Annotated in this window: 22 protein-coding genes; 10 read left to right on the top strand and 12 right to left on the bottom strand. The window is 62.5% G+C overall.

What is annotated here, in order from left to right:
• Nucleotides 1–7: 7 nt before the first annotated feature.
• Both QQK95_RS09585 and QQK95_RS09580 read left to right on the top strand, forming a co-directional pair.
• Nucleotides 8–232 (top strand): type II toxin-antitoxin system Phd/YefM family antitoxin, encoded by a 225-nt coding sequence (locus tag QQK95_RS09585; protein ID WP_284271440.1) that lies wholly within the window; start codon nt 8–10, stop codon nt 230–232.
• Entirely contained in the window at nt 229–606 is a 378-nt protein-coding gene (locus QQK95_RS09580) for a type II toxin-antitoxin system VapC family toxin (protein WP_284271438.1), read from the top strand. The genes QQK95_RS09585 and QQK95_RS09580 overlap by 4 nt, the downstream gene beginning before the upstream one ends.
• A gap of 18 nt (nt 607–624) precedes the next feature.
• On the opposite strand, the gene QQK95_RS09575 is transcribed toward QQK95_RS09580, so the two are convergent.
• Genes QQK95_RS09575 through hmgA form a run of 5 tightly spaced genes read right to left on the bottom strand, consistent with a single transcriptional unit; the run spans nt 625 to nt 4,738 of the window.
• Nucleotides 625–1,161, bottom strand: coding sequence for a DinB family protein (locus QQK95_RS09575; RefSeq protein ID WP_284271436.1), 537 nt, complete (start codon nt 1,159–1,161; stop codon nt 625–627).
• Nucleotides 1,162–1,182: 21 nt separating this feature from the next.
• On the bottom strand, nt 1,183–2,196 hold the full coding sequence (locus tag QQK95_RS09570; protein ID WP_284271434.1) for a fumarylacetoacetate hydrolase family protein: 1,014 nt from the start codon (nt 2,194–2,196) through the stop codon (nt 1,183–1,185).
• A gap of 15 nt (nt 2,197–2,211) precedes the next feature.
• Nucleotides 2,212–2,553: a DUF7660 family protein gene (locus QQK95_RS09565; RefSeq protein WP_284271431.1), complete on the bottom strand. Its 342-nt coding sequence runs from the start codon at nt 2,551–2,553 to the stop codon at nt 2,212–2,214.
• 2 nt (nt 2,554–2,555) lie between these two features.
• On the bottom strand, nt 2,556–3,413 hold the full coding sequence (locus QQK95_RS09560; RefSeq protein ID WP_284271477.1) for an MBL fold metallo-hydrolase: 858 nt from the start codon (nt 3,411–3,413) through the stop codon (nt 2,556–2,558).
• Nucleotides 3,414–3,424: 11 nt separating this feature from the next.
• On the bottom strand, nt 3,425–4,738 hold the full coding sequence (hmgA, locus tag QQK95_RS09555) for a homogentisate 1,2-dioxygenase (RefSeq protein WP_284271429.1): 1,314 nt from the start codon (nt 4,736–4,738) through the stop codon (nt 3,425–3,427).
• A 114-nt stretch (nt 4,739–4,852) separates the two neighbouring features.
• On the opposite strand from hmgA, the gene QQK95_RS09550 reads away from it, so the two are divergent.
• The 4 genes from QQK95_RS09550 to QQK95_RS09535 all read left to right on the top strand — a co-directional run bounded on the left by QQK95_RS09550 (nt 4,853) and on the right by QQK95_RS09535 (nt 7,683).
• Nucleotides 4,853–5,341, top strand: coding sequence for a MarR family winged helix-turn-helix transcriptional regulator (locus QQK95_RS09550; protein ID WP_284271427.1), 489 nt, complete (start codon nt 4,853–4,855; stop codon nt 5,339–5,341).
• A 104-nt stretch (nt 5,342–5,445) separates the two neighbouring features.
• On the top strand, nt 5,446–6,084 hold the full coding sequence (locus tag QQK95_RS09545) for a lysophospholipid acyltransferase family protein (protein ID WP_284271425.1): 639 nt from the start codon (nt 5,446–5,448) through the stop codon (nt 6,082–6,084).
• Nucleotides 6,081–7,031 carry a phosphatidate cytidylyltransferase gene (locus tag QQK95_RS09540; RefSeq protein WP_284271423.1) on the top strand — a complete coding sequence of 317 codons (951 nt, stop codon included), beginning with the start codon at nt 6,081–6,083 and terminating at the stop codon, nt 7,029–7,031. Before QQK95_RS09545 ends, QQK95_RS09540 begins: the two co-directional genes overlap by 4 nt.
• 4 nt (nt 7,032–7,035) lie before the next feature.
• Nucleotides 7,036–7,683 carry a CDP-alcohol phosphatidyltransferase family protein gene (locus tag QQK95_RS09535; protein ID WP_284271476.1) on the top strand — a complete coding sequence of 216 codons (648 nt, stop codon included), beginning with the start codon at nt 7,036–7,038 and terminating at the stop codon, nt 7,681–7,683.
• An 84-nt stretch (nt 7,684–7,767) separates the two neighbouring features.
• On the opposite strand, the gene tdh is transcribed toward QQK95_RS09535, so the two are convergent.
• On the bottom strand, nt 7,768–8,802 hold the full coding sequence (gene tdh, locus QQK95_RS09530; RefSeq protein WP_284271420.1) for an L-threonine 3-dehydrogenase: 1,035 nt from the start codon (nt 8,800–8,802) through the stop codon (nt 7,768–7,770).
• 52 nt (nt 8,803–8,854) lie between these two features.
• On the bottom strand, nt 8,855–10,042 hold the full coding sequence (locus tag QQK95_RS09525; RefSeq protein WP_284271418.1) for a glycine C-acetyltransferase: 1,188 nt from the start codon (nt 10,040–10,042) through the stop codon (nt 8,855–8,857).
• Nucleotides 10,043–10,350: 308 nt separating this feature from the next.
• On the opposite strand from QQK95_RS09525, the gene QQK95_RS09520 reads away from it, so the two are divergent.
• Together QQK95_RS09520 and QQK95_RS09515 are read left to right on the top strand one after the other, a co-directional pair.
• Nucleotides 10,351–12,420, top strand: coding sequence for a putative bifunctional diguanylate cyclase/phosphodiesterase (locus QQK95_RS09520; RefSeq protein ID WP_322418742.1), 2,070 nt, complete (start codon nt 10,351–10,353; stop codon nt 12,418–12,420).
• 67 nt (nt 12,421–12,487) lie between these two features.
• The gene (locus QQK95_RS09515; RefSeq protein WP_284271416.1) at nt 12,488–13,228 is read left to right on the top strand and encodes a polysaccharide deacetylase family protein; all 741 of its coding nucleotides are present in this window, start codon (nt 12,488–12,490) and stop codon (nt 13,226–13,228) included.
• A gap of 18 nt (nt 13,229–13,246) precedes the next feature.
• Here the strand turns inward: QQK95_RS09515 and QQK95_RS09510 are convergent, their stop codons facing one another.
• Nucleotides 13,247–13,675: a MarR family winged helix-turn-helix transcriptional regulator gene (locus QQK95_RS09510; RefSeq protein WP_284271415.1), complete on the bottom strand. Its 429-nt coding sequence runs from the start codon at nt 13,673–13,675 to the stop codon at nt 13,247–13,249.
• Between the two features lie 117 nt (nt 13,676–13,792).
• On the opposite strand from QQK95_RS09510, the gene QQK95_RS09505 reads away from it, so the two are divergent.
• Nucleotides 13,793–14,200 carry a hypothetical protein gene (locus QQK95_RS09505; protein WP_284271412.1) on the top strand — a complete coding sequence of 136 codons (408 nt, stop codon included), beginning with the start codon at nt 13,793–13,795 and terminating at the stop codon, nt 14,198–14,200.
• Between the two features lie 159 nt (nt 14,201–14,359).
• Here the strand turns inward: QQK95_RS09505 and QQK95_RS09500 are convergent, their stop codons facing one another.
• Nucleotides 14,360–16,405 (bottom strand): NADH:flavin oxidoreductase, encoded by a 2,046-nt coding sequence (locus tag QQK95_RS09500; RefSeq protein WP_284271409.1) that lies wholly within the window; start codon nt 16,403–16,405, stop codon nt 14,360–14,362.
• Between the two features lie 137 nt (nt 16,406–16,542).
• On the opposite strand from QQK95_RS09500, the gene queF reads away from it, so the two are divergent.
• Nucleotides 16,543–17,004 carry a preQ(1) synthase gene (gene queF, locus QQK95_RS09495; RefSeq protein WP_284271406.1) on the top strand — a complete coding sequence of 154 codons (462 nt, stop codon included), beginning with the start codon at nt 16,543–16,545 and terminating at the stop codon, nt 17,002–17,004.
• Between the two features lie 6 nt (nt 17,005–17,010).
• On the opposite strand, the gene QQK95_RS09490 is transcribed toward queF, so the two are convergent.
• From QQK95_RS09490 to QQK95_RS09480, 3 genes are all read right to left on the bottom strand, one after another.
• The gene (locus QQK95_RS09490) at nt 17,011–17,616 is read right to left on the bottom strand and encodes a hypothetical protein (protein ID WP_284271404.1); all 606 of its coding nucleotides are present in this window, start codon (nt 17,614–17,616) and stop codon (nt 17,011–17,013) included.
• Nucleotides 17,617–17,620: 4 nt separating this feature from the next.
• Nucleotides 17,621–18,100: a DUF3828 domain-containing protein gene (locus QQK95_RS09485; RefSeq protein WP_284271402.1), complete on the bottom strand. Its 480-nt coding sequence runs from the start codon at nt 18,098–18,100 to the stop codon at nt 17,621–17,623.
• A 97-nt stretch (nt 18,101–18,197) separates the two neighbouring features.
• Entirely contained in the window at nt 18,198–19,847 is a 1,650-nt protein-coding gene (locus QQK95_RS09480; RefSeq protein WP_284271400.1) for an ABC transporter substrate-binding protein, read from the bottom strand.
• Between the last annotated feature and the right edge of the window lie 36 nt (nt 19,848–19,883).

The raw sequence follows: 19,883 nt of genomic DNA, 5'->3' as shown, positions 1-19,883 counted from the left end.
TCGAACCATGAATGTTTCCATCGCCGAGGCCAAGGCTAAATTGTCGGAGCTCGTCAGCCGTGCGGAAGCCGGTGAGGAGATCGTACTCACGCGCCACGGCAAGGTGGCCGCGCGGATCGTACCGCCGGCAGTGGCCGCCCCCCTGCCGCGTATCGGCGCCTTGAAGGGCAAGATCTGGATTGCGGATGATTTTGACGAGCTCGGTCCTGAATGGGACGAGTACGTGAAATGACGGTCGGCCCGTTTCTCGCCGACACCCATATCATCCTCTGGTCGATTTCGGACGATCGACGTCTCAGCGAGCAACACCGCGCTATCCTGGCTTCGGACGCGGTGGTGTTCGCGAGCGCGGCAAGTGTTTGGGAAATTGCCATCAAGCGTTCGATCGGGAAGCTCGACGCGCCGGATGATCTGCCAACGCTGCTTCCAAGGATGCAATTTCAGCCGCTCGCCGTAACCCTCCAGCATGCGAACGCCGTCAGCGGTCTACCTCACCACCATGGTGATCCATTCGACAGACTGCTGATTGCGCAGGCGCAGGTGGAGAACCTGACCATCCTGACATCCGACCCGCACTTCGTCCGCTACAATGTCGCTCTGGCCTGATTGGCGAAATACCCAGCCTCACAACCCCAGCCGCTCGACCTCCGCCTTCCTCAGCTTGAGGTCGTAGTCGAGCAAAAACTCGTCCAGTTGCGGCGGCGCGACCGAGGTGCCGGAGAGCATGGCGTGCACCTGGCCGCGATGGTGGATGTCGTGCAGGAAGACATGGGCCAGGATGTCGCCGATGCGCTCGGGAATCATGCCGTCCGCGCGCCGGTCAGTGATGACGTGGCGGTCGAGATCGGCTTCCGTCAACCCGTCGCAGAAGGCGATCAGCCGCCGGTCGGCTGCCACCTGCGCGGCAAACAGCGCGTTGGGTTCGTCGAAGGGCACGAACTCATCATGGGCTGCGGCACCGACGCCGCCCTCTTCGAGAAAATCGAGATAGAGGTGATCGACCGCGAGAATATGGTTGAGCGTCGCCTTGATCGACGGGAAGAAACTGGTGCGCTCGGCCTCGAACTCACCGGGCATGAGCGCAAGCACGGCGCGATAGAGCCGGTCGTTCGACCAGAGATTGTTACCGGCCATGCGGCGCAGATGATCCAGAAGATTCACCGCTGAAACCTCCCACGTCCCCTATCCCTGATATTTCTCAACCTTCTGCTCGATGGCGCCGAAGATCGAATGGCCCGTACTGTCCTTCATCTCGATGCGCACCGTGTCGCCAAAGCGCAGGAACGGCGTCTTGGGCTCGCCTGATACAATGGTCTCAATCATGCGCAGTTCGGCGATGCAGGAATAGCCGGCGCCCCCCGCGGAGATGGGCTTGCCCGGCCCGCCGTCGAGCTTGTTGGAAACCGTCCCGGAGCCGATGATGGTGCCTGCCACCAGCGGCCTTGTGCGGGCGGCATGCACGATCAGCGCCGGAAAATCGAAGGTCATGTCGACGCCTGCATTGGCGCGGCCGAACGGCTTGCCGTTGAGGTCGGCAAGCAGCGGCAGGCTGACCTTGCCGCCGTCCCAGGCATCGCCCAGTTCATCCGGCGTCACCGCGACCGGCGAAAAAGCCGAGGATGGTTTCGACTGGAAGAAGCCAAACCCCTTGGCCAGTTCCGGCCCGGTCAGCGCGCGCAGCGTCACGTCGTTGACCAGCATGACCAGCCGGATCGCGGCGCGCGCCTGTTCGATACTGGCGCCCATCGGCACGTCGTCGACAATGACGGCGACCTCCGCCTCCATGTCGATGCCGAAGGCCTCGTCGGCCATGCGGATGGGATCGCGCGGCGCAATGAAGGCGTCCGAGCCGCCCTGGTAGATCAGCGGATCGGTCCAGAAACTCGCCGGCATCTCGACGCCGCGTGCCTTCCGCACCAGTTCGACATGGTTCACATAGGCAGACCCGTCAGCCCATTGATAGGCGCGCGGCAACGGCGAATGCGCGTCGTGCTCATGAAAACGGGCTGAAGGCACCGCATTGTTCTCCAGCGATTCCGCGATTGTGCCGAGATGCGGCGAGACCCTGCGCCAGTCGTCGAGCGCCGCCTGCAGCGTGCGCGCCAGGAAAGAGGCATCGGTGTACTGCGTCAGGTCGCGCGAGACGACGACGAGTTTCCCGTCGCGCGTCCCGTCCTTCAATGTGGCAAGCTTCATGTGTCCTCCCGTTCGTTATTCGTAATGTTTGCCGGCATAGAGAATCCTGGCCGCGGCTTTCCAGGGATTTTCATCCGCCAGGAATGCCGGGTTATGTCTCCCATTGTCTTCGACGCAGGCGACAGCTGATTCAAGAAATGTGGCTATCGAATTGTTTTCCCAGCCATTCCAGCTAATGTCAGGTCCCGACGGCTGCAACGCTTTCTTGCGGTCAGAATCCTCGCGATCCTTGCGCAGCGCGTCGATGAAGCGGACAAAAGACGGCAAGTCCCGCACGTCGTTGAGGAACGAAGAGAGCTGCGCCCAGGATGTCTCTCCGGACTTGCGTACCTCTTCCCAAAGCTCGTCGTCGGCCATCGTTACTCCCGGAACCCCACAACAAGGCCGTCGCGGGCGATCGTCAAGTCGCCGGCCCATGTTTTCCTGACGGCGGCAAGCCAGTCGTCCTCGCCGATCTCGGCATCGTCGGCGGGAATGAGGTGGTTGAGCACCAGCCTCTTCACGCCGGCATCGCTGGCGATGCGCCCCGCCTCCTCGGCAAAGCTGTGGCTGGCGAGCAGATGTTCTCTGAGCCGGGCGCCATTGCCGGTTCTGGCAACCAACCGCTCGATGCCCTCTTCCAGCATGGCTTCGTGGACGAGAAGATCAGCACCCTTGGAGAAATCGGCGAGCGGCGGAAAGAAAGCCGTATCGGCGGAGAACACCACGCTTTTGCCGCCTTGGTCGAAGCGCAAGGCAAAACAGTCGGTCACTGGCGGATGATCGACGCGAAGCGCCGTTACCTCCAGGCCGCGTTGATCGAGCACATGGCCCTCGGCGAATTCGCTGACCGAAACCAGTTCGCGAATATCAGGCCGGCCCTCATCGACGATGCGGATTTCGATATCGAACTCCATTGCCTGGCAGAAGCGCCGCCAGTAACGGCCGGTGCCGGGCGGACCGAACACATCGACCGGCGTCGCCAGTCCCGCCGTCCAGGCGGTGTGGAGCAACGGCCCGAGTTCCAGCAAATGGTCGGAATGCAGATGCGTGATGAAGATCAGGTCGAGCGCCTTCAGGCTGATCCCGGCATCGACCAGGCCGCGCGTCACGCCGAGCCCGCAATCGACGACGATGGTTCGCCCACCGATCTCAAGCAGCGACGAGCTCGGCCATGGTCCGCCCGGCCGCAGTGCTGGGCCGCCCTTCGAGCCCAGCAGCACCAGCCGGTCAGGCATTGGCTTGCCGCTCAAGACCAGTCGCCCTCGGGCGTGCCATTGAAGCGCTTCTTCAGGTCGGCCCAGCAGTCGATGTAATTGTCCTGCCTTGTTTCCAGTTCGGCGCCGTAGCGGGTCAGCATCTGCGGGAAACGGGTCTCGAACATGAAGGCCATTGTGTTATCGAGCTTGACCGGTTTCAGCTCCGCGCGCGAGGCCTTTTCGAAGCCAGGCGCATCCGGGCCATGGGCCAGCATCAGATTGTGCAGGCTGATGCCGCCGGGAACGAAGCCTTCCTCCTTGGCGTCGTACTGGCCGTGGATCAGCCCCATGAACTCGCTCATGATGTTGCGGTGATACCAGGGCGGGCGGAACGTATCTTCCGCCACCAGCCAGCGCGGCGGGAAGATGACGAAGTCGATGTTGGCGGTGCCTTCCTCGCCGCTCGGCGCCGTCAGCACGGTGAAGATCGACGGATCGGGGTGATCGAACAGGATGGCGCCGACCGGCGAAAAGGTCGCCAGATCATATTTGTAGGGCGCGTAGTTGCCATGCCAGGCGACGACGTCGAGCGGCGAGTGGCCGATCTCGGTGACATGGAAATTGCCGCACCATTTCACGATCAGCCGGCACGGCGTTTCCTTCTCCTCGAACCAGGCGCAGGGTGTCTTGAAGTCGCGCGGGTTGGCCAGGCAATTGGCGCCGATCGGGCCACGGTCGGGCAAGGTCAGCTTGGCGCCGTAGTTTTCGCAGACATAGCCGCGCACTTCGGCATCGACCAACTCAACCTTGAAGACGAGTCCGCGCGGCAGCACGGCGATCTCGCCGGGCCGAAGCTCGATCACGCCCATCTCCGTCACCAGACGCAAGGCACCGACCTGCGGCACCACCAGCAACTCGCCATCGGCGTTGAAGAAATGATCGTCGACCATCGATGTGTTGGCGACATAGACATGGGCAGCCATGCCGGTCTGCCCGAGTACGTCGCCAGCCGTGGTAATGCTGCGCATGCCTTGAATAAAATTAGTCGGCTCCTTCGGCATCGGCACCGGATTCCAGCGATACTGGCCAAGCGCCAGTTCGTGGTCGCCGACATTGGGAGCTGTCTTCCACAAGGGATAAGCTACCGCCTTGAAACGTCCGGTGTGCTTGACGCTCGGCCGGATGCGATAGAGCCATGAGCGCTCATTGGTGCCGCGCGGGGCGGTGAAGGGCGAGCCCGAAAGCTGCTCGGCGTAGAGGCCGTAGGCCGGCCGCTGCGGCGAGTTCCGCCCCTGCGGCAGCGAGCCGGGCAAGGTTTCGGTCTCGAAATCGTTGCCGAAGCCCGGCATGTAGGAAAAGGCCATCGCTTCCTCCCTTGCGCGTCCGGCAGGCGCCAGCCGGATTGACCAAACTCGTTTCATTTGTAACCATCAGAAATGTAACTATCAATGCCACCATGGCGCGCAGGGAAATGACCCATGGAACCGGAGATCCTGGAACTCGAAAGCTTCCTGCCCTACCGGTTGTACCGCCTTGCCGATGCCGTCAGCCGCGAATTCTCGCGGATATACAAGGACAGTCACGGGCTGACGCGCCCGGAATGGCGCACGCTTTCCGGACTTGGCCAGCGCGGGACGATGACCGCGACAGAACTCGGCGAGCAGTCTGCCATGCACAAGACCAAAGTGTCGCGCGCCGTGGCGGAGCTCGAACGCCGGCGCTGGCTGACGCGAACTCCCGATGAAAACGATCGCCGTGTCGAGCATTTGACGCTTACCAAGGCGGGCCTTGCCGCCTATCGTGAGATGGTGCCGTTGGCGAAGGCGTTCGAGCAGGCGTTGCTTGCCAAGTTGGGCGCCGACGAACGGGCCGCTATCGTCAAGGGTGTCTTGTCGCTGGAAATCGCATTGGGTACGAGACAGCGGCTTTCTCCGGGAGAATGCAAGACGGTCGCTGCGAAGGGGTAGCGCGCTCAAGCAGCCATGGGTCTCGCGATCCCTGCTTGTCCGACGGCGGATTTTGTGCGCCTGTTGTCGACTGGCGGATGATCCATGAACGAATGGGGGGGTGGATGAAGTCGCTGATTGCGAAGCCGGTGGCCGTGGTCGTCTTGCTGTTTGCCCGCGCGATCACCGCCGTGCGGCCGTTCTGGCACGAAGGCAGGCTGCCTCGCCGTCGCTCGATCTTCTTTGCCAACCACTCCAGCCATGGGGATTTCATCCTGATCTGGGCTGTCCTGCAGCCGCGCCTGCGTCGACGGGTCCGTCCCGTAGCGGGCGCCGACTACTGGCTGAAATCAAAACTCCGAAGCTTCATCGGGCGCGACGTTTTCAATGCCGTCCTGATCGATCGCAATCGCGACGCACGCACGATGGATCCCGTCGAGAGCATGGGGGAGGCGATGCGGGAAGGCTCCTCGCTCATCCTCTTCCCGGAAGGCACGCGCAACCAGTCCGATGCGTCCTTGCAGCCATTCAAATCCGGCCTGTTCCATTTGGCGGCGTTGCACCCGGACTTCGAATTGGTGCCGGTATGGATCGCCAATCTCAACAGGGTGATGCCGAAGGGGGAGTTCGTGCCTATCCCATTGATCTGCACAGTGACGTTCGGCGAGCCAATGCATCTGGCTGATGGCGAGGACAAGGATATGTTTCTCGAGCGGGCACGGGAGGCGCTGCTCGCGCTGGCGCCTAAAAAGGCTGCGGAATGAGCGCGACCCACTTCGACATGATGGTTCTCGTGCTCGGCGTCTGCGGGATCCTGCTCGTGGCCTCGTTCGTAGGCCATGTCCTTGAGCGACGCTTGTCGCCAGATGGTTCGAATCCGGCCATCGAGAACCTCAACGCCCGAATCAATGCCTGGTGGGTGATGGCGATCCTCATCGCCATCGCGTTCGTCGCCGGGCGCATCGGCGTTCTGTTGCTTTTCGGCTTCTGTTCCTTCGCCGCCCTTCGCGAGTTCGTGACGCTGACCAATACGCGGCGCGCCGACCACTGGGCGCTGGCCACCGCGTTTTTCGTCGTGTTGCCGTTGCAATACGCCCTGCTCTGGATCGAGAATTACGAAATCTTTTCCGTTTTCATCCCAGTCTACGCCTTCCTGTTGATGCCCATCATCTCCGCGGTCCGGGGCGACACGCAGCACTTCCTGGTCCGAATCGCGGAGGTGCAATGGGCGCTGATGATCTGCGTCTTCTGCGCCTCGCACGTCCCGGCTCTTTTGACGTTGCACATTCCCGGCTACGAGGGCCGCAATGTGCTTTTGATAGCCTTCCTCGTCATCGTCGTTCAGTCGAGCGATGTGCTGCAATATATCTGGGGGAAGATGATCGGGCGTACCAAGATCGCACCAAGGCTTTCGCCGTCCAAGACTGTTGAAGGTTTCGTCGGCGGCATTGCCTGCGCCAGCCTCGTCGGCGCTGGCCTGTGGTGGATCACGCCGTTCTCTCCGCTTCAGGCCGGCGCAATGGCCTTCCTGATCACGTTGATGGGTTTTTTCGGCGGCCTTGTCATGTCCGCGATCAAACGCGACCGCGGCGTGAAGGATTGGGGCCATCTGATAGACGGCCATGGCGGCCTGATCGACCGGCTGGATTCGGTGGTTTTCTCTGCTCCGATATTCTTCCACCTTACGCGCTATTTCTGGTCGCCCGGATGAGGCACTGATGAACACAGGCGATCGCAGACCCCTTGCAAGCCGCGACACGCGCTGGGCACAAGCGACGGCCAGACGTCTCGCCGCACTGTCGGTGACCCCCAACCAGATTTCGCAGGCCAGTATCCTCGCCGGCGCGCTGGCCGGCACCGCTTTCTGGCTCGGCGGGCAGAGCGACGGCATGGTGCGTTTGCTGCTCTTGCTGGGCGCTGCGCTGTTCTGCCAACTGCGTCTGCTGTGCAACCTGTTCGATGGCATGGTCGCTGTCGAAGGCGGCAAGGCATCGGCCGATGGGCCGTTCTGGAACGAGTTCCCGGATAGGAGCGCCGACATCGCCATCATGGTCGGAATAGGCTATGGCATCGCCATGCCCGGCCTTGGCTGGGCAGCCGCCTGTTTTTCGGTTCTTACCGCCTATGTTCGGGAACTGGGGCGGGCCAATGAAGGACCGAGCGATTTCTCCGGCCCGATGGCCAAGCAGCACCGCATGGCGGTTGCAACGATCGCCGCACTGCTGACTTCGGTGGAATTTCTCTGGAATGGCCGCAACGAGGTCCTGATGCTCGCGCTTGCCATCATCGCGATCGGCTCCGCCGCAACCGCGCTGCGCCGCGCCTGGCGACAGGTGCGATGGCTGAAAGCCAGACGACCCTAGAGCGTTTTACCGCCCTAGGGAAACCGCTCACACTTTTCCTGGAATTGCTCTAGGGTTTTTGCTGGCTACGGTTGTCGGACGCGCCTACCAGTCCATCACCACCTTGCCTGAACTGCCGCTCCGCATCGCATCGAAACCCGTCTGGAAATCATCAATGCCGATGCGGTGGGTGATCAGGCCGGTCACGTCGAGCGGCCCCTGGACCAGGGCAATCATCTTGTACCAGGTCTCGAACATCTCGCGGCCATAGATGCCCTTGAGATGCAGCATCTTGAAGATGACCTTGTTCCAGTCGATCTCGAAGCCGGTCGGCGCGATGCCGAGGATGGCGATCTTGCCGCCATTGTTCATGGTGTCGATCATGTCGCGGAAGGCGGGTGCAGCGCCCGACATTTCCAGGCCGACGTCAAAACCCTCGGTCATGCCGAGCGCCGGCATGACATCGCGCAGCTTTTCCTTCGAGGCGTCGACGACATGCTGGACGCCAAGCTTCTTCGCCAGCGCCAGCCGCACCGGGTTGATGTCGGTGATGACCACTTTTCGCGCGCCCACGCATTGCGCCACCAGCGCGCCCATGATGCCGATCGGCCCGGCGCCGGTGACCAGCACGTCCTCGCCGACCAGGTCGAAGGACAACGCCGTATGCACCGCATTGCCCAGGGGATCGAAGATCGCGGCGATCTCGTCCGGCACATCGTCGGGGATCGGCACGACATTGTGCTGCGGGATCGCCAGATACTCGCCGAAGGCGCCGGGACGATTGACGCCGACGCCGAGCGTGTTGCGGCACAGATGCCCTCGCCCCGCGCGGCAGTTGCGGCAGTGGCCACAGACGATGTGGCCCTCGCCCGAGACGCGCTGGCCGACCTTGTATTCGGTGACCGCGGCGCCAAAATCGGCCACCGTGCCGACAAACTCATGGCCGGTCACCATCGGCACCGGCACGGTCTTCTGTGCCCACTGGTCCCAATTGTAGATGTGCACGTCGGTGCCGCAGATCGCGGTCTTCCTGACCTTGATCAGCACGTCGTTGGGGCCGATCTCCGGCACCGGCACCTCTTCCATCCAGATGCCTGGTTCGGCCTTGGCCTTCACCAGCGCCTTCATCATGTTCGACATTCTTTTGTCCCTTGAATCTCTTGATCCGGAATCGCTTTTCGGCGCCGGCTGCTCAGGAAATGACGCCCAGCTCCCTGCCGACCGCGCCGAAGGCCTCGACCGCCCTGTCGATATCGGCGCTGGAATGCGCCGCCGACATCTGCGTGCGGATGCGCGCCTGGCCCTTCGGCACCACCGGGAAGGAAAAGCCGATGACATAGATGCCGCGCTTCAGCATGCGCGCCGCCATCTCCTGCGCCAGCGTCGCCTCGCCCAGCATCACCGGGATGATCGGATGATCGGCGCCGGCCAGCGTGAAGCCAAGCTTGCCCATCTGCGACCTGAACCGCGCCGCATTGGCATAGAGGCGCTCGCGCAAGGCATCGCCATCGCGGACCAGCTCGAACACCTTGATCGAGGCACCGGCGATGGCCGGCATCAGCGTGTTGGAGAATAGATAGGGCCGCGAACGCTGGCGCAGCCAGTCGACCACTTGCCTCTTGCCCGACGTGTAACCGCCGGAAGCGCCGCCGAGCGCCTTGCCCAGCGTGCCGGTGATGATGTCCACCCTGCCCTCGACGCCGCAATGCTCGGCCGAGCCGCGGCCTTGTCTGCCGACGAAGCCGACCGCATGGCTGTCGTCAACCATGACCATGGCATCGTATTTGTCGGCAAGGTCGCAGACGCCCTTCAGGTTGGCGATGATGCCGTCCATCGAAAACACGCCGTCGGTGGCGATCAGTCTGAAGCGGCAATCCCTGGCTTCCTTCAGCCGCGCCTCGAGATCGGCCATGTCGTTGTTGGCGTAGCGGAAGCGCCTGGCCTTCGACAGCCTGACCCCATCGATGATCGAGGCGTGGTTCAGCGCATCCGAAATGATCGCGTCTTCCTCGCCAAGCAGCGTCTCGAACAGGCCGCCATTGGCGTCGAAGCAAGAGCCATAGAGGATGGTGTCTTCCAGGCCAAGAAAGGACGAGATCGTCGCTTCGAGCTCTTTGTGTTCCTCCTGCGTGCCGCAGATGAAGCGCACCGAGGCCATGCCATAGCCATAGCGGTCCAGAGCCTGCGAGGCCGCCTTTCGCAGGTCGGCGCTATCGGCGAGGCCGAGATAGTTATTGGCGCAGAAGTTCAGCACCTTCTCGCCGCCGACCTCGATCTCAGCCGACTGCATCGAGGAGATCACCCGCTCGGACTTGTAGAGGCCGGCCGATTTGAGCCCGGCAAGCTCGCTGTCGATATGGGAGAGAAATGCTGCGGTCATGATCGGGCCTCGTTTGACGTGGCCAGACTGTCGTCCCGCCCGCGCAAAAAATCCATCGCAAAAGCGACCGGATGGGGTGGCCGGGCACCATCGGATGAGACGCATGGGCACAGCCCGGGCCACCACCAGGGAACACTCGCGCCAATCAATGTTCAAATGCCGGCCGGCAGCGAAAGGAGCCGATAACCATTTCGCGATCTTTCCGCGTCTTCCCCTTGCCGTCCGGCTGTGGGTTTCCGGTCCTGTTAACGTTTTCGGTTCAATGGTGGTCATACAGGAATCCGTTGGCGAGAGGGCCGCCCCCGAACATGTCGCAGCAGCCGGTGCAAACCGTTTCAGGCAAGCTCATACTGCTGATCAAGGCCGGCTATTGGCTGGCGCTGCTGATCATTGCAACCATGGTGGCCGCCTCCTTCGTCCTGCTCCAGCAGACGATGGCCACGCAGCAGCACAACAACACCTTGCTCGACATTGTCGGCACGCAGAAGACCCTGTCGCAACGCATCGTCTTCCTGGCCAGTGCAACGGGTGCCGCCTCGCGCGACAAGCGGCCGGCATTGGTCAGCGCACTGAAGCAGGCCACCGCCGAGTTCGAGACCAACTACGATCTGCTGCTCGAGCAGACCGGCGCGGATCCGCAATCGCCGGCCAAGCTCGATCCGAAGTCGATCGAGAGCGTGCTTTTCGCCAAACCCTTCCATCTCGATTATTTCTCGGTTGGGCTGATCGCCAATGGCGACCGTCTGATCTCGGCCCTAGAATCGCAACTCAATCTCGACAATGACGGCTACAAAGGCGGCGCCGAACGCGTCAACCTCGATGCCTCGGTCGCCAACGCCACCTTGTCGGGCTATGCCGCGCTCGGACAGCGCATCAGCGCCGATGCCGACGCGCGCTCCGAAAAGCTGCTCGCGCTCCACCGCACGCTGTTCTACGCCACCCTCGGCGTCATCCTGCTGGTGGCGCTGTTCATCTTCAGGCCGATGTCCAACGCGATCCTGCGCAAGACGCGTGAACTGGTCGATGCGCGCAATTCGATGGCCTTCATCGCGGTCCATGACGGCCTGACCGGGCTGCACAACCGCACCTTCCTGACCGATCATTTCGACACGCTGATCAAGGGCGCGCACCGGCGGCGTGAACGGCTGGCGGTGGTCCAGCTCGACCTCGACCGCTTCAAGCAGATCAACGATACGCTCGGCCACGCCGCCGGCGACTATGTCCTGGTCGTCACCGCACAGCGCATGCGCGATTCCTGCCGGGCGTCGGATCTGTGCGCGCGGCTCGGTGGCGACGAATTCGTGATGATCCTCAACGGAGCGGGCAGCACCGAAGACATCAACATGCTCGCGCGACGCATCCTGGCGCACATCAACGAGCCGATCGTCTTCCAGGGCACCACCATCCTTCCGGGTGCCAGCGGCGGCATCGCCGTCTATCCGATCGACGCCGACAACGCGCAGGACCTGCTCGTCCATGCCGATCTGGCGCTATACTCCGCCAAGAAAATGGGCGGCGGCAACTTCTCGTTCTTCTCGGAGGAGTTGCGCCGCGAGCTCGACTACCGCAAGCAGCTCGAACACGACATCAAGGTCGCCATCTCCGAGCGGGCATTCCAGGTTTATTTCCAGCCGCAGGTCTCCTTGACCGATGGCACGATCAGCGGCATCGAAGCCCTGGTGCGATGGAACCATCACGAGCGCGGCATGATCTCGCCCGGCGAATTCATTCCGGTTGCCGAGAAATGCGGCTTCATGCCGGAGATCGGCCGCATCGTGATCAGCAAGGCGATCAACGAAGCCGCCGAATGGAACCGCGCCGGGATTGCCTTCGGGCGGCTTGCCGTCAATGTCTCGGGCACCGAGCTGCGCGAGCACGATTTCGATGCGTTTCTGTTCGAGACGCTGGAAAAGGCCGGGCTGCCGCCGCAGAAACTATCGCTGGAAATCGTCGAATCCGTCATTCTCGACGATGAGAAGACAGGCATCGCGGCGAAGCTGCGTCACATCAGGGCCGCCGGCGTCCATCTGGAACTCGATGATTTCGGCACCGGCTATGCGTCGCTCAGCCACGTCAATCCCAATGAGATCGACCGGCTCAAGATCGACCGCCGCTTCGTCCAGAACATCCATGAGAATGGCGACAACTCGAAGATCGTGCGCGCCATCACCGAGCTTGCCCGCGGCCTCGGCATCTCCATCGTCGCCGAGGGTGCTGAAACCGAGGCCGAACTCGACTCGCTGTTGGCGATCGGCTGCGACCAGGTGCAGGGCTATTCCATCGCCTTCCCGATGCCGCAGGACAAGGCGTTGGAATGGTTGACCGCCCGCATGCCGAAAAAGGCCAAACTGCGGGTCCTGCAGGGCAGTCTGGCGTAGCGGTCCGGCTTGACAATCAGCCGCCGAGATGGCGGCCTGTCGCGGCAACAACCGGATCGTTCGGCTTATGACATTCTTTCGGTTTGTCCTGGCGGCCATCCTGATGTCCGCGCTGCCGGCCCATGGGGCGGACCGCACCATCTATCTCACCTTCGACGACGGCCCGCTGAACGGCACCGGCAACATCCTCGACGTGCTGGAGGCAGAGCAGGTTCCGGCAACATTGTTCATGGTCGGCATGCATGCCGAAGCCAGTGCGTCCAACAAGGCGCTGGTGCGGCGCGCCAAGGCCATGCCGCTGGTGACGATCGGCAACCACAGCTACAGCCACGCCTATAATCACTACCGGCACTTCTATGGCGACACGGAAGGGGTGGTTGCCGACATGCTCATGGCGAATGCCGTGCTGGGCCTGAAGCCCGCGGTGCATGCGCGACTGCCCGGGCGCGATGTCTTCCGGCTGCCGTCGATGTCAAAGGACGACAACTCGCTCGGACCCGCGCAAGCCGGCCGCGAGGACCCCGACTACGAATTCGTCGCCGCTTCCGGCTTCTATCTCTATGGCTGGGACCACGAATGGGTGCACAAGGACAGCGGCGAGCCGGTGCAGAGCGTCGACCACCTGGTCAGCGAGATCGATCATCTGTTCGGCTATGGCCACTTCGCCGAACCGGGCAAGCTGATCCTCTTGATGCATGACGAGATGTTCCAGGACGGGTTTGACGGCAAGACGAAGCTCACCGACCTGATCACCGCGCTGAAGCTGCGCCACTACGCCTTTGGAACGATCCCGAACTATGACAACTGAGCCAGTGGTCCGGTATTCCTAGCTTGCGACATTGTCGCGCAGCGTGGCCAGTACCTTTGCAAACTCCGCCAGGCGCTCGTCGGGCAGGCCTGTGCGAAGCCGCTTGTCGAAGGCAAGCGCGGCCTGTCGCAATTTCTCGAACAGCGCTTCTCCCGCTTCCGTCAATTCGACCACATGGACCCTTCGGTTGACGGGATCACGGCGGCGCGTCAGCAGACCCTGCGCTTCCATCGCATTGAGGTGGTGGGTCAGTGTCGCGCCCTGGATGCCGATCATGCCGGCGAGTTCGCGCTGATTGGCGAGTTCGCTCGACTTGACCGACAGCAGCGTGAGCCAGACCGGCAAGGTGCCGCCCGCTTCGACCAAAGCGGCGTCGAAGGCCTGGGCGACAAGTTTGGCGGTGCGGCCGAGATTCATGCCGACTGGCGGGCGTTCAAAAGGCGTCATTGCCGGACACTAGACGGTGTTCTCCCCAGATGGAACTGACTCCCACCTTATACATTGACATCTAACAGTTAGATATCTAACTGTTAGCAGACCAATAGGCGAGAGAGGAGAGCCGTCATGCAATATGTCTACATCGTCGTCATCGGGCTTCACGTCATGGCAGGCGTGTTCTGGGCCGGCACCACCGTCACGCTCGCGCGCGATCCCGAGATCAAAGCGGAACGCTTCATCCAACCGCAGATGGGCGCGGCCGGCATGGTTTTCCTGACCGGGGCGCTGCTGTGGTATTTCTTCCATGGCGCCTATTTCGGCTCGATGGAAATGGTGCTGGCACTCGGCATACTGGCGGCTTTCGCCGCCGCCGGCGTGCTCGGCGCCATGGTCAGGGCGCCCAGCCGGCGGCTTGCCGACGCCAATGCGGAAATGGAAACCCAGTTGCGCGCCAGAATGGCGACGGGCGAACGCATCGCCGCACGGCTGCTGGTGGTCACGGTGCTGTGCATGGCTATCGCCAGGATGGTCTGAACTCCGTCCGCACCGCCATGTTACCGTTCGCACGTTATCCGGCGACGAGCCAGTGACGTGCGGGCGCGCGGCCGGATCGGCATACATGGGCTCTCGTATGCAGCTCCGACCGCGCGCCACCAACGCCAACAATTGCGCCGACCTGGGCGGAGCCGTGCGTCAGATCCGCAGGCCGAACCTGATGCCGTCATAGATGGCGGCATGGATGTTGCGCGAGGCGACCGCATCGCCGATGCGCAGCAGCACGAAACCAGATCCTGGATTGCGGACCGGGAAAATGTCGCCACCGCCGACCAGGCGTTCGTAGTCGATCGCACCGCCATTCTTCGATAACGGCTTCAGGCTGAGGTAGAGATCGTCAAGCGGCGCCGTGCCATGTTCGACCACCACCTGGTCGACCTTGCGTTCCCCACGCCAACCATCGGCAAAATCCGAAGCAAGTTCGGCGATCAGCTGATTGCCCTCGCGCCGCACCGAGCGCAGGCGCGTGTTGATGGTGATGGTGACGCCTCTTTCCTGGAAGGCGTGCATATACGGCACGTGGTTCATGCCGCCCATTTCTGGAGCAAAGAAGCGCTCCGGCGAGACCAGCTCCAGCCTCGCACCGCTGTTGGCGATCAGTTCGGCCGCCCCCATGCCTTGATGGCCGCCATTGTCGTCAAAGAGCAGCACGTTCTCGGCAGGCTTGACGCTGCCGGCCATGATGTCCCAGCTCGACGTGACGAGATTGTCGCCGGCTGTCAGCGGCGGGTTCTGCGGCAGGCCGCCGGTGGCGACGACCACCACTTCGGGTGCCAGCGCCAGAACATCGTCCTTTTCCGCCCAGGTGTCGTAGCGGATCTCGACGCCAAGTCGGTCGAGTTCGGCCAGCCGCCAGTCGATGATGCCGATCAGCTCCTTGCGGCGCGGATTCTGCGTTGCCAGACGCACCTGGCCACCCGCTTGCGAGGATGCCTCCAGGATCGTGACCTGATGGCCGCGCTCGGCCGCGACACGCGCCGCCTCCAGTCCGCCGGCGCCGGCACCGACGACGACGACTTTCCGCCTGGGGCCTTCGGTCTTGACGATGATATGCGGAATCTCGGCCTCGCGGCCGGTCGCCGCGTTGTGGACGCACAGCGCCTCGCCGCCTTCGTAGATGCGATCGAGACAATAGGTGGCGCCGACGCAGGGGCGGATCTCGTGCTCACGGCCCTCCATCACCTTCCTGATGATGTGCGGATCGGCAATATGCGCACGGGTCATGCCGACCATGTCGAGCTTGCCGGTGGCGATCGCATGGCGCGCGGTGGCGACATCGGAGATGCGCGCCGCATGAAAGGTCGGGAACTTCGTCGCCGCCCTCACCTCGCCGGCAAAATCGAGATGCGGCGAAGACCGCATGCCGGTCACCGGAATGACCTTGGTCAATGCCGCGTCGCTCTCGATCGAACCGCGGATGATGTTGAGGAAGTCGACCTTGCCGGAGCCGGCCAGCCGCCTGGCGATCTCGATGCCTTCCTCCTTCGACAGGCCTTGCGAAAAGTCCTCGTCGGCGACCATGCGGATGCCGACGACGAACTTTTCGCCGACCGCCGCGCGCACCGCGTCGAGCACCATGTTGGTGAAGCGCAGGCGATTGTCGAGCGAGCCGCCATACTCGTCGTCGCGATGATTGGTAGCCGGTGACCAGAAGCCATCCATCAGATGGCCGTAAGCCTCGAACTCTATGCCGTCGAGGCCGGCGGCCTGACAGCGCTGCGCGGCCGACGCATAATCGGCAACGATGCGTTCGATGTCCCAGTCCTCGATGGTTTTCGGGAAAGCGCGGTGCGCCGGCTCGCGCACCGGCGAGGCCGAAAGCACCGGCAGCCAGTCGGCCTTGTTCCAGCCGGTTCGGCGGCCTAGATGGGTGATCTGGATCATCACCTTGCAGTCATGCTCGTGGCAGGCCTCGGCGAGTTCGGCCAGCCACGGCACGATGCGGTCGTCATAGACATGCAGATTGCCGAAGGCCGCGGGACTGTCGCGCGAAACGATCGCCGAGCCGGCGGTCATGGTCAGCGCCATGCCACCCCTGGCCTTCTCGGCATGGTAGAGCCGGTAGCGCTGTTTCGGCATGCCGTCCTCGGAATAGGCCGGCTCGTGGCTGGTCGACATCACCCGGTTCTTCAGCGTCAGATGCTTGAGCTGGTAGGGCTGGAGAAGCGGGTCGTTGCTGGTCATCGTCTTCCTGCGGTTTCAAATTGTGCTGAGCAGCAAGTGCTGCCGCATTTCCTATTTAAGCATCGGATTCGTCCGAAAATCGCTGCGCACCTTTCGGTCCGATGCTAATGAGCGGCAAATTCGAAGGAACCCCGCCCATGATCGATACAAAAACCCTTACCCAGCTCGGCGCGCACGTCGAGACGCCACAGAGCCCCGAAGCAGCGGTCCTGGAAACCGTGCCGTTTTCGCGCGGCGACGGCCCGCCGGCGATCGTGCGCTTCACCTGCCCGGAATTCACCTCGCTTTGCCCGGTGACGGGCCAGCCGGATTTCGCCCATATCGTCATCGACTACGCACCCGATGCGGCTTTGGTGGAATCGAAGTCGCTGAAGCTGTTCATGACCTCGTTTCGCAACCACGGCGCCTTCCATGAGGATTGTACCGTCATGATTGGCCGTCGCATCGTGGCAGCAACCAAGCCGCTGTGGTTGCGCATAGGCGGCTATTGGTATCCGCGCGGCGGCATTCCGATCGACGTTTTCTGGCAGACCGGCTCTCCACCTGAAGGCGCCTGGCTGCCGGACACCGGCGTCGCCCCCTATCGCGGGCGCGGCTGAGCCCCCTCATTCGCACTGATACTGGCTGAGCGCCCATTCGCCGGTCACCGAAAGCAGGTCGGAGATCTTCCAGTCGCCATCGACCTTCTTGAGCTTCCATTCGAGACGGTGCTGGTTGCCGGCGACGACGAAGGCGACGATGACCTTGGCTTGATCGCCGTTCACGGCCTCGATGCTCTTCAGGCTCTTGTCGATTGCGAGCCTGTCGTAGTCGGCATTGTCGAGCGCCATGTTGGGGTCGAGGCATTCGCCCTGCCCCGACGCCCGCAACGCATCACTCTTGTCGAGCACCGTCTTGGCCGGATCGACGAAATTCTTGCGCTGGGCCGGATCGAGCTCCAGCCCGATATGTTCGTAGAACGGCTTGACCACCGCTGTCGGCGAACCCGGCAACACGGGCGCGGACGGCTCGGATGGCGGCCATGCCAGGGGTGGCGTTGCCGGTTCCACCGCACCGCCGGGTGCATTGGCGGGCGGCGACCCGCCATCGCCCGGCGCGGTCTGCGCCGGGGCGTTTGCCGGTGGGGCGCCGAACAAGCCCTGTGCGTCGGCGCCATTCAAGCCCGCCGCCAGCAGGCACATGGCCGACAGTGCCAAAGCGTAGCGGGCCATGGCATTACTCCGGATCTTGGCCCGCCATACATTCGAGCTTGCTCAGCGTCCAGTCGCTCGTCTTCGAAGCAATGTCCGACACCTTCCACTTGCCATCCACCTTCTTCAGCGACCAAACCATCTCGCGTCTGGAATCATCGCCTTCCGGGAAAAGATTGAACGTTGCCGTAACCTCGGCCACGCCTCCATCCACCGCCTCGGACAGTTTCAGGGTCTTGGAGACGGTCTTCTGGTCGAAATCCTGCGCATCAAGACCGGGATCGAAGTCGATACAGGCGACCTGGTCGGGATTCTTCCTGGTCGCCTGGTCGTTGAGATCGAACAGTTTCGTCACCGGCTCGGTGAAGCGATCCCGGTATTGTGCATCGGCCTCGAATTTGACCGCCGGAGCATAGAAAAACCTCACCGCGTCGGACGCCGGTCCGGCGAAGGCGGCCGCGGGCAAGGCTGTCGCGAGGGCGGCAAGGATCACTGTCCGTCTCATGCAGAATCTCCGGCTTTTGATGGCTTGAAGCAATCAACACCACACATCCTGCATACCGGCTTTTTTGCGGATCATGAAGTCCCTGCCTGGCCTGCTTTCAGCCGTCCAGCCAGACGTTCTGGAGGTCCATCTCGAAGGTCTGGTGGACGCCGTAGTTCTTCACCTTCTTGTTGGTGTGGCTATACAGCTTCTGCCAGAACGGCTGGATGATGACGCCGGAATCCTGCAGGATCTGCTCGACGTCCTTCATCACCTCCTTGCGCTTGGCTACGTCGATCAGCGAGAGCGCCTGTTTGAGCTTGGCGTCAAAATCGGGGTTGGAATAGGCCGTTTCATTCCACGCCTCGCCGCTGCGATAACCCAGCGCCAGCACTTGGACGCCGAGCGGGCGCATGTACCAGATGGTCATCGAATAGGGATATTTCGTCCAGTCGTTCCAGAAGGTCGACCCCGGCAGCACGGTGCGCTTCACCTTGATGCCGGCATCGCGCAATTGACCGGCGATCGCATCGCCGGTGTTCTTCTGCCAATCGTCCTCGATGGTGATCAGTTCGTGCTCGAAGTCGGCCTGACCGGCTTCCGCCATCAGTTTCTTGGCGCCGGCGGCGTCGCGCTCCTTCTTGGGCAGAGCATAATATTCCGGATGGATAGGGCTGACATGGTGGTTCTCACCGACCGTGCCGCGCCCTGCATAGCCGAGCTGCAAGACGGCATTGTTGTCAACGGCCATCTGCAGCGCGTTGCGTACCCGCTTGTCGTCATAGGGCTTGTGCGTGATGTTGGTGCGGGCAACGAGTGTCGTTGCCGTCGCGACCTCGGATTTCTGCAGGCCCATCTTGTCGAGAATATCGATGAAGTCGGCCGGGCTCTCGAAATTGAGGTCGATCTCGCCGGAATCGAAGGCGTTCACCGTGGCATTGAAGTCGGTGCCGTAGTCGACGAAGTCGACGCCGTCGAGCGGCGCCTCGCCGCCCCACCATTTGCCGTTCTCGCGGCGCTTCACCACCGCCTTCTGGCCGACATCGTAGGAGACGAGTTCGAACGGTCCCGTACCGATCGGCTTCTTGACCGGATCGGCGCCGTCGGCATCGAAATTGCGGTGCACGATAAGCGCAGGATAGTCGGTGAAGTTCGGGATCAGCGAAATGTCGGGTTCGCTGAGCTTCAGCTTGACGGTGTGGTCGTCGACCTTGCTGATCGCGCCGTCCCGCGCCTTGCCGGTCTTCGCGTCGATCAGCGCGCCGACGCGCGCGGCCATCGAATTGCCGGCGACGCCTTTCTCGCACCAGCGCGCCAGATTGTGGGCGACGTCATCGGCATTGAAGGCATCGCCATTGTTCCAGGTGACGCCCTTGCGCACATGCAGGACATATTCGGTAGCGTCGTCGTTGATATCCCAGCTTTCAAGCAGCACCGGCTCGAAGGTGAATTGCCTGGTGTAGCGTACCAGCGGCTCCAGCCAGCTGCGCGAAATGTTGGCCAGTTCCACCCAGTCGTAGGTGCGCGGGTCCTTCTGCGCCTTGACCGACATCGAGACGCGCAGCGTGCCACCTTTCTTCGGCTCCTCGGCCAGGGCCTGTCGTGGCGCGGCAAGACCGATCATGCCATAGGCAAGAGCCGTCGATGCACCGAATGCGCTTGCCAGCGCCAGGAACTCACGCCGGTCCATGCGGCCGGCCCGCGCCTCCTGCGCCATGGCTTCGATCGCGCTTGGAACTCGATCACCATTGCTTGTGAAAAGTGCCATTTTCTTCCTCCCTTATGGTGTTCGTCGGGTCTTCGC

Origin of the sequence: Mesorhizobium huakuii (assembly GCF_030160235.1) — a bacterium.
In the GTDB taxonomy this organism is placed as follows: domain Bacteria; phylum Pseudomonadota; class Alphaproteobacteria; order Rhizobiales; family Rhizobiaceae; genus Mesorhizobium; species Mesorhizobium huakuii.
This window is presented reverse-complemented; position numbering and strand designations above follow the sequence as displayed.